This is a genomic window from Mesorhizobium sp. M7A.F.Ca.US.005.03.2.1 (genome assembly GCF_003997795.1).
In the GTDB taxonomy this organism is placed as follows: Bacteria; Pseudomonadota; Alphaproteobacteria; order Rhizobiales; family Rhizobiaceae; genus Mesorhizobium; species Mesorhizobium ciceri.
On record NZ_RZRP01000307.1, the window covers coordinates 1 to 6717 of the forward strand.

Here is a 6717-nt window from a genome sequence, read left to right on the forward strand (position 1 = left end):
ATATTCCGCTCGGCCACAAGGACGCGGCGCGGGTGCGCAGCCATTTCGACGGCATGGAGGTTCGTGTTCCCGACGCACCGCGTGCCGACGAGATCGTCGTCGCTATCGCCGTCACCGATTCCGGCAGGCCGCACCCGCGCGTCGGCGGGCTGACCAAGGACAAGATTGTCGGCATTGACGGCGTCGGCTGACCGTCAGGCCGCCAGGACTTCCGGCACCCGCATCGCCGGCGGGGTGTTGCGGCTCCGGCCGGTCCGCACCACGCCGTCGATGACGACCATTCCAATGCCTGGAAGATTGCCGAGCGCCACGCTGTCGAGCAGCCCGTCGCCGGCGCCGCCGATCGCCTGATCCATGAAGATCAGGTCGGCGGCGCGACCGACCTCGATCAAACCGCGATCGTCCAGTCCGCGCACGCGCGCCGTGTTGCCGCTGGCAAGGCAGAACGCCACTTCCGGTGCAATACCGCCCAGCGAAGCCAGCATGGTCAGGGTTCGCAGGATGCCGAGCGGCTGCACGCCGGATCCGGCCGGGCTGTCGGTGCCGAGGATGACGCGCGAAAGTTCGCCGCGCTGCCTTGCCAGGTCGAGCACGAACAGTCCGGTGCGCAAATTGCCGTTATGGACGATTTCAAGCGCCCTCGAACCCTTCTCGCAGATCTGACGTATTTCCGCCTCGGGCAGGGCGGTTGGCCCGCCATTGACGTGGGCGACGATGTCGGCGTCGACCTCCAGCACGACATCCGCGCCGATGCGGCCGGAGCCGGGCAGCGACGGGCCGCCCGTGTGGGTCATCGAGGTCATGCCGTATTTGCGCGCCCAGGCGATCATCTTCCGGCCGGTCGGCCCATCCTTGACGCCGCCAAGCCCGACTTCGCCGACAAGCGTCACGCCGGCCTCGGCGAGACTGCGGAAGTCTTCCTCGGTAAGGCCGGGTTCCAGGATCGGTGCCCCGGCCAGGATCTTCATGCCGTTCGGACGGAAGTTGGAGAAGGTGCGCTGCGCCGCGATCGCCAACGCCTTCAGCCCGACAAGATCGCGCGGTCGGCCCGGTGTGTGGACCTCGCCAGCCGAAATGATCGTGGTGACGCCGCCATGCACGGTCGAATCCATCCAGCCGATCTGGTTCTGCCGGGGCGTCCAGTCGCCGGCCACCGGATGGGCGTGGTTGTCGATAAGACCCGGCGCGACCGCACAGCCCATCGCATCGATGATCGTCGCCGCGCTGCCGCCATCAATGTCGCCTGCCTTGCCAATGCCTGATATGCGTCCATCGCTCACGACGATGGTGTCGGCGTCGATGATCGGTTGTGCGAGATCGCCGCTCAGCATGAGACCGATATTGCGGACGACGAGCGTGTTGGCAGACGACTGGAGGTCGGACGACACCGGTTCTCACTTTTGCTGTTATGGAAAAAAGGACTGGACGAGGCTTATTTGCCGCCGTCGCCATTCGTTGGATCGTCGTCATTGATGCGCTGGAGCAGGCGAAGCAGCGTCGCCTGCTCAGCCGGGGAGAGCGGCGACAGGAACCGCCGCCCGACCTCGACGCTGCGTTCGAGCCGCTCCAGCGTATAGTCGGTCCCTTTGCTGGTCAGCGCGATCATCGTCAGGCGTTGGTCGGTTTCGGAGGCGCTGCGCGTGATCAGCCCGTGTTTGAGCAGTTTACGCATGACGATGCTGATGGTCGACGGGTCCATCGCCGTCAGCCGGCCGAGATGGTTCTGCGAGACTTCGCCATGCTTGAGGATCGTGGCGAGCGCCGCGAATTGCGTTGGCGAAAGGTCTTCGCCGGCCATGACCTGCTGGAAGCGCAGTGTCGCGCGCTGATGCGCCCGGCGGATGACGTGCGCCGGGTGACGGTCCAGTTCATAGCCGGTCTCGGCGTATTGCTGCAGCACTTGCTCGCGGCTCGGGGGTGCATCGCCGCTCGGCGTTTTCGAGGTCGCGCCTTTTTCGGATTGCGGTTTCTTTTCAGTCGTCACACCGGACTCCTATCGCCGCTGTCTCGGATGTCGCCGGTTTGGAAAAGCTCAAGCCGCGACCTCCGCTGGTTGAAGCGACGTCCCGTCGCGGAGGGCTGCGACGACATCAGCCGAATCGCTGACCACGCCGAAATGGGTCGCTATGTCGTAGAGCGAGCTTTCCTGCTCGCGGGGTCCCGTTGCTGCGCAGCAATCGCTTGGCACCACCACCTCATAGCCCTGGAAAAAGGCGTCATGGACGGTCGAGCGCACGCAGATGTTGGTGACCACGCCGAAAATGACCAACTGGTCGACCTGCATGTCTTTCAGCGTCAGGTCGAGGTCGGTTTGAAAGAAGGCCGAGTAGCGCCGCTTGATGACATGGATCTCATCATCGCGGGCGCCGAGATCCTCGATGATCTCCGGCCCCCAGCTTCCATCCAGGCAATGCGGTGTGCGCTTCAGCCATTCGCGCTCGCGTCGCATGCCCGGCCGGTGGCTGTCATGGACCCAGATCACCGGCACGCCGGCGGCGCGCGCGGCCTCGATCACGGCCAGTTGCGGCGCGACCAGCGTCTCGTACCCAGGCAGGACCATGGCCCCGCCGGGCTTGCAGAACTCATTGACCATATCGATGACGATAACGGCTGCACGGCGTGGATCGAGGCGCACCGCATCATCGTGCCGATGTGAGGAAAAACTGTCCACGGACATGGCGAGCTCCTTTGACCGATCGTTGATGCTCATACAAAAAACCCTAGTGGATGCCAAGTCAATCCCGTTCGACGCAAAGCGTGCTGGTCGGCCTTGCGCACCGCGCTCCGACAAGCGTATGCGCTATTTGCCCATCGCGAAATGGCCTTGACAACGCTTGTCAGGCATGTGCTCGATTTGTATGACCATCAATGATATTCAAGCCGCTGAATTGCGGAGCCGAGGCCGAGATATGAAAACCATCGTCACCGGAGCCAGCGGCCTGCTTGGCCGCCATGTGGCCGAGGCTCTGGTTGCGGCCGGCCACGATGTGCTTGGTGTCGATGCCGTGGTACCGGGTGAGGTCGCATGGCGCCACGCAACCGCCGATTTGACCGATCTGGGATCGACACTGCAGCTGGTGCGCGATTGCGATGCCGTTGTGCATGTCGCGGCCATTCCGCGGCCGACCGGCCGGGCCGGCGGCGAGGTGTTCAAGACCAACATCGCGACCGCCTACAATGTGGTCGAGGCAGCCGCCATGGCCGGCGCTAGGCGCTTCATCTATGCCTCATCCTTCAGCGTCTTCGGCTATCCCTTTTTCGAAAAACCTGTGCGGCCGCCCTATCTGCCGGTCGACCTGGACCACCCGGCCGGCGCGCAGGATCCGTACGGCCTGTCGAAATGGCTGGGCGAGGAAATCGTCGACGCGGCGGTGCGCCGCGGCGCCTTTTCGGCGGTCAGTATCCGCATGCCGTGGATCCAGACGCCGGGTTCATTTTTCGAGGGCGTCGGGCCGCGCCGCGCCACGGCCGACAGTGCCCGCGACCTGTGGGCCTATCTCGACGCGCGCGACGCCGGGCAGGGCTTCCTGCGGGCGCTTGAATGGCAAGGCGACGGCCATCTGCGCGTCCTGCTCAGCGCCGCCGACACCTTCATGGAAGAGGAAACCGAAGCGCTCGTGCGCCGGGTCTATCCCGATGTCGCTCTATCGCGGCCGATCGCCGGCTTTGGCGCCGTGCTCGACACGGTCCATGCGCGCGAAACGATCGGCTTCGAACCACAATATTCATGGCGTTCCTATCCAAAGCCGGAGACCGGGGGATGAAACGATTCGACCAGAAGAAGATCCTTGTCACTGGCGGCGCCGGCGCGATCGGCGGCGCGGCGGTGCGGCGTTTCCTTGACGAAGGCGCGCGCGTCGCCATTGTCGATCGCAATGGCGCGGCGGCGCAGCAACTGGCTCGCTCACTGGGTGAAAACGCCATTGCCATCGAAGCCGACGTCAGCGATGAAGCGGATGTGCGGCGCGCCGTCGAGGCGACCGTCGAGACGTTCGGCGGCCTCGACGCGGTGTTCAACAATGCCGGCATTTCCGGCGTCGTCGCTCCCGTTCACGACCTGCCGGTCGAGGACTGGGATACGACCATCCGTATCAATCTGCGCGGTATCTTCCTCGTCCTGCAGGCATCGCTTCGGGCGATGATCAAGGCGGGGACCGGTGGCTCGATCGTCAACATGGGCTCATCCATGGCCGGTTGGGACGTCCTTTCGGGCGGTGCCGGCTATGTCGCTTCCAAACACGGCGTGGTCGGCCTGACGCGGGTTGCGGCGCTCGATGCCGCGCCCTACGGCATACGCGTCAATGCCATTTGCCCCGGCGTGATCGAGACGACGCTTGGCGTGCTGGCTTCCGGTGACGGCGAATTCAAGAGCAGCGTCCAGCATTTCGCCGACCGCATTCCATTGCGCCGCATCGGCCAGCCGGACGATGTCGCGGCCGCCGTGGCTTTCCTGGCCTCGGACGAGGCGAGGCACGTCACAGGCGTGGATTGGCTGATCGACGGCGGCCAGACCTTGCAGAGCTGGGCCAACGCCCCTGATGGCGGTGCGTTTCCGAAATTTCGCTAAAGCTCAATTTCGCTGCTCGATTTGCTTGAGCATTGATCTGCAAGAATTCGGCAAACCAATTGTCGGATGCCGGCCGCTCCCGCTAAAGGCCAGGCCCCATTCGCGATCTACTTCACGCCGATGCCGGCGGTCAGGCCGCCATCGATCTTGTAGTCCGCGCCAGTGCAGAATCCGGCCTTCGACGAACACAGGAAAGCGATAAGTTCGGCCACCTCCTCCGGCTCGCCGATGCGCCCGATGGGGTGCGCTTCGCCGAAGCGCTTGTAGGCGGCCTCGACATCGGCGTCCGTGCCGTTCTCGCCGCGGGCGGCCTGCTCCAGGATCGGGGTGCGGATCGAGCCGGGGCTGACGGAATTGACGCGGATGCCGGAGCGCGCATGGTCGAGGGCCAGGGCACGCGTCAGCGTGTGGATGGCGCCCTTGGTGGTGGCATAGGCGGCGACGTTTTGCTGGCAGGCAAAGCCCTGCACCGAAGCGACGTTGACGATGGCGCCGCCGCCCCTGCGGACCATTTCCGGGATGCCGAAATGCGCGGTCAGATAGATCGACCCGACATTGACCGACATCGCCTTGTTCCAGGTCTCGAAATCGGTGCTGACGGCGGTTCCGTACGGATGCACCGCCGCCGAATTGACGACGATATCGAGGCCGCCGAACCGCTCCACGCCGGCCGCGACCGCGTCGCGAACCTGATCGGGCACGGAGACGTCGGCGCCTATCACCAGCGCCCCGGCTGCGGAGCTTTCCAGTTCCGCTTTCAACGCCGCGTTGGCCGCGCGGTCGATGCCGCAGGCGACGATCGCAGCGCCCCCTGCAGCGAGGCGTCTGGCGGTTGCGAGGCCAATCCCGGTCGTCCCCGTCACCAAGGCAACCTTGCCGTCGAAATCCTTCATTGGGAAAACTCCTTCATTCGCTGTCCGAAACCGGTTCCTAGTTTGACACCCATTGTGGTCCAACAATAGGTTGCCATCCTCTCGCAGAAGGAAGCGGCAATGGAACAGTGCTGGCGCTGGTATGGACCAAACGACCCGGTAACGCTCGATCATGTCAGGCAGGCCGGTGCGACCGGCGTGGTGAGCGCCTTGCACGATATCTATGACGGGCGCGCCTGGCCGCTCGAGAGCATTCTGGAGCGCAAGCGTGTCATCGAGGCCGCCGGCCTGACATGGTCGGTGGTCGAGAGCATTCCGGTCCACAACTCCTTCAAGATCGGCGCGCCGGAACGCGAGCGCTACGCCGGCTACTATCGCGACTCAATCCGCGCGCTCGCCAAGGCCGGCATTGCGACGGTCTGCTACAATTTCATGCCGGTGGTCGACTGGACCCGCACGGATCTCACCTATCGGCTGCCGACGACGGGCTATGCGCTGCGTTTCGACGCCATCGATTTCGCAGCCTACGACCTGTTCGTGCTGAAGCGCGTCAATGCCGAAGCCGGCTATACCGCTGCCCGTATCGCCGAAGCGGAAGCGCGGCTGAAGGAATTGAGCAGCGAAGCGATCGACAGGATCGAACGCAACCTGATCGCCGGCCTGCCGGCGACCGAGCGCAGCTATGACAGGGACAGTTTTCGCGAGGCCCTGGCGGACTACGATGCGATCGGACCAAAGGAGCTGCGCCAAAACCTTGCCTGGTTCCTGCGCGAGATCATTCCGGTGGCCGAAGAGGAGGGGGTGCGCATGTGCATCCATCCCGACGACCCGCCCTTCTCGCTCTATGGCTTGCCACGCATCGTTTCGACAGCCGAGGATGCGCGTTTCATCCTTAACGCCGTCGACAGCCCCGCCAACGGCCTGACGTTCTGCACCGGCTCTTATGGCACGCGCGCCGACAATGACATCGTCGCCATGGTCAAGGAATTCGCGGACCGCATCCACTTTGTCCACCTCCGCAACATCACCATCGAGGATGACGGCTCGTTCTACGAAGCCGAGCATCTCGAAGGCGGCACCGACATGGCGCATGTTATCCTCGCTCTGATGCAGGAAGAGGCGCGCCGTCGCGGGGAAGGCCGTGCCGACTGGCGCATTCCGATGCGACCAGACCATGGCCATCTGCTTGCCGACGACATCGGCAAGACCAGGATCAACCCCGGCTATTCGCTGATCGGCCGGCTGAAGGGCCTCGCCGAGCTGCGCGGCATCATGCGC

General features: G+C 64.4%; 8 protein-coding genes. 4 read left to right on the plus strand and 4 right to left on the minus strand.

Annotated elements, in window-relative coordinates:
• The coding region (locus EN991_RS18065; protein ID WP_164769164.1) for an amino acid synthesis family protein at positions 1–191 on the plus strand (191 nt) is incomplete at its 5' end.
• Between the two features lie 3 nt (positions 192–194).
• On the opposite strand, the gene EN991_RS18070 is transcribed toward EN991_RS18065, so the two are convergent.
• The 3 genes from EN991_RS18070 to EN991_RS18080 form a co-directional block, all read right to left on the minus strand.
• Positions 195–1331 (minus strand): amidohydrolase family protein, encoded by a 1137-nt coding sequence (locus EN991_RS18070; RefSeq protein ID WP_245460996.1) that lies wholly within the window; start codon positions 1329–1331, stop codon positions 195–197.
• A gap of 101 nt (positions 1332–1432) precedes the next feature.
• On the minus strand, positions 1433–1984 hold the full coding sequence (locus EN991_RS18075; RefSeq protein ID WP_024502291.1) for a MarR family winged helix-turn-helix transcriptional regulator: 552 nt from the start codon (positions 1982–1984) through the stop codon (positions 1433–1435).
• A gap of 48 nt (positions 1985–2032) precedes the next feature.
• The gene (locus EN991_RS18080) at positions 2033–2677 is read right to left on the minus strand and encodes an isochorismatase family cysteine hydrolase (RefSeq protein ID WP_063173769.1); all 645 of its coding nucleotides are present in this window, start codon (positions 2675–2677) and stop codon (positions 2033–2035) included.
• Between the two features lie 232 nt (positions 2678–2909).
• On the opposite strand from EN991_RS18080, the gene EN991_RS18085 reads away from it, so the two are divergent.
• Positions 2910–3764 (plus strand): NAD(P)-dependent oxidoreductase, encoded by an 855-nt coding sequence (locus EN991_RS18085; protein ID WP_127369245.1) that lies wholly within the window; start codon positions 2910–2912, stop codon positions 3762–3764.
• On the plus strand, positions 3761–4567 hold the full coding sequence (locus tag EN991_RS18090) for an SDR family NAD(P)-dependent oxidoreductase (RefSeq protein ID WP_127369246.1): 807 nt from the start codon (positions 3761–3763) through the stop codon (positions 4565–4567). Before EN991_RS18085 ends, EN991_RS18090 begins: the two co-directional genes overlap by 4 nt.
• A gap of 107 nt (positions 4568–4674) precedes the next feature.
• Here EN991_RS18090 and EN991_RS18095 read toward each other — a convergent pair whose 3' ends face one another.
• Positions 4675–5460 carry an SDR family oxidoreductase gene (locus tag EN991_RS18095; RefSeq protein WP_127369247.1) on the minus strand — a complete coding sequence of 262 codons (786 nt, stop codon included), beginning with the start codon at positions 5458–5460 and terminating at the stop codon, positions 4675–4677.
• Positions 5461–5559: 99 nt separating this feature from the next.
• Between EN991_RS18095 and uxuA the strand changes: the two genes are divergently transcribed.
• Positions 5560–6717: mannonate dehydratase (gene uxuA / locus EN991_RS18100; protein WP_127369248.1), on the plus strand; the 1158-nt coding region annotated here is incomplete at its 3' end.

Bases quoted from the DNA above. Each gene is read 5' to 3' on its own strand.
- EN991_RS18070 (WP_245460996.1), bottom strand. From the start codon at position 1,331: ATGCTGAGCGGCGATCTCGCACAACCGATCATCGACGCCGACACCATC.
- EN991_RS18080 (WP_063173769.1), bottom strand. From the start codon at position 2,677: ATGTCCGTGGACAGTTTTTCCTCACATCGGCACGATGATGCGGTGCGC.
- EN991_RS18085 (WP_127369245.1), top strand. From the start codon at position 2,910: ATGAAAACCATCGTCACCGGAGCCAGCGGCCTGCTTGGCCGCCATGTG.
- EN991_RS18090 (WP_127369246.1), top strand. From the start codon at position 3,761: ATGAAACGATTCGACCAGAAGAAGATCCTTGTCACTGGCGGCGCCGGC.
- EN991_RS18095 (WP_127369247.1), bottom strand. From the start codon at position 5,460: ATGAAGGATTTCGACGGCAAGGTTGCCTTGGTGACGGGGACGACCGGG.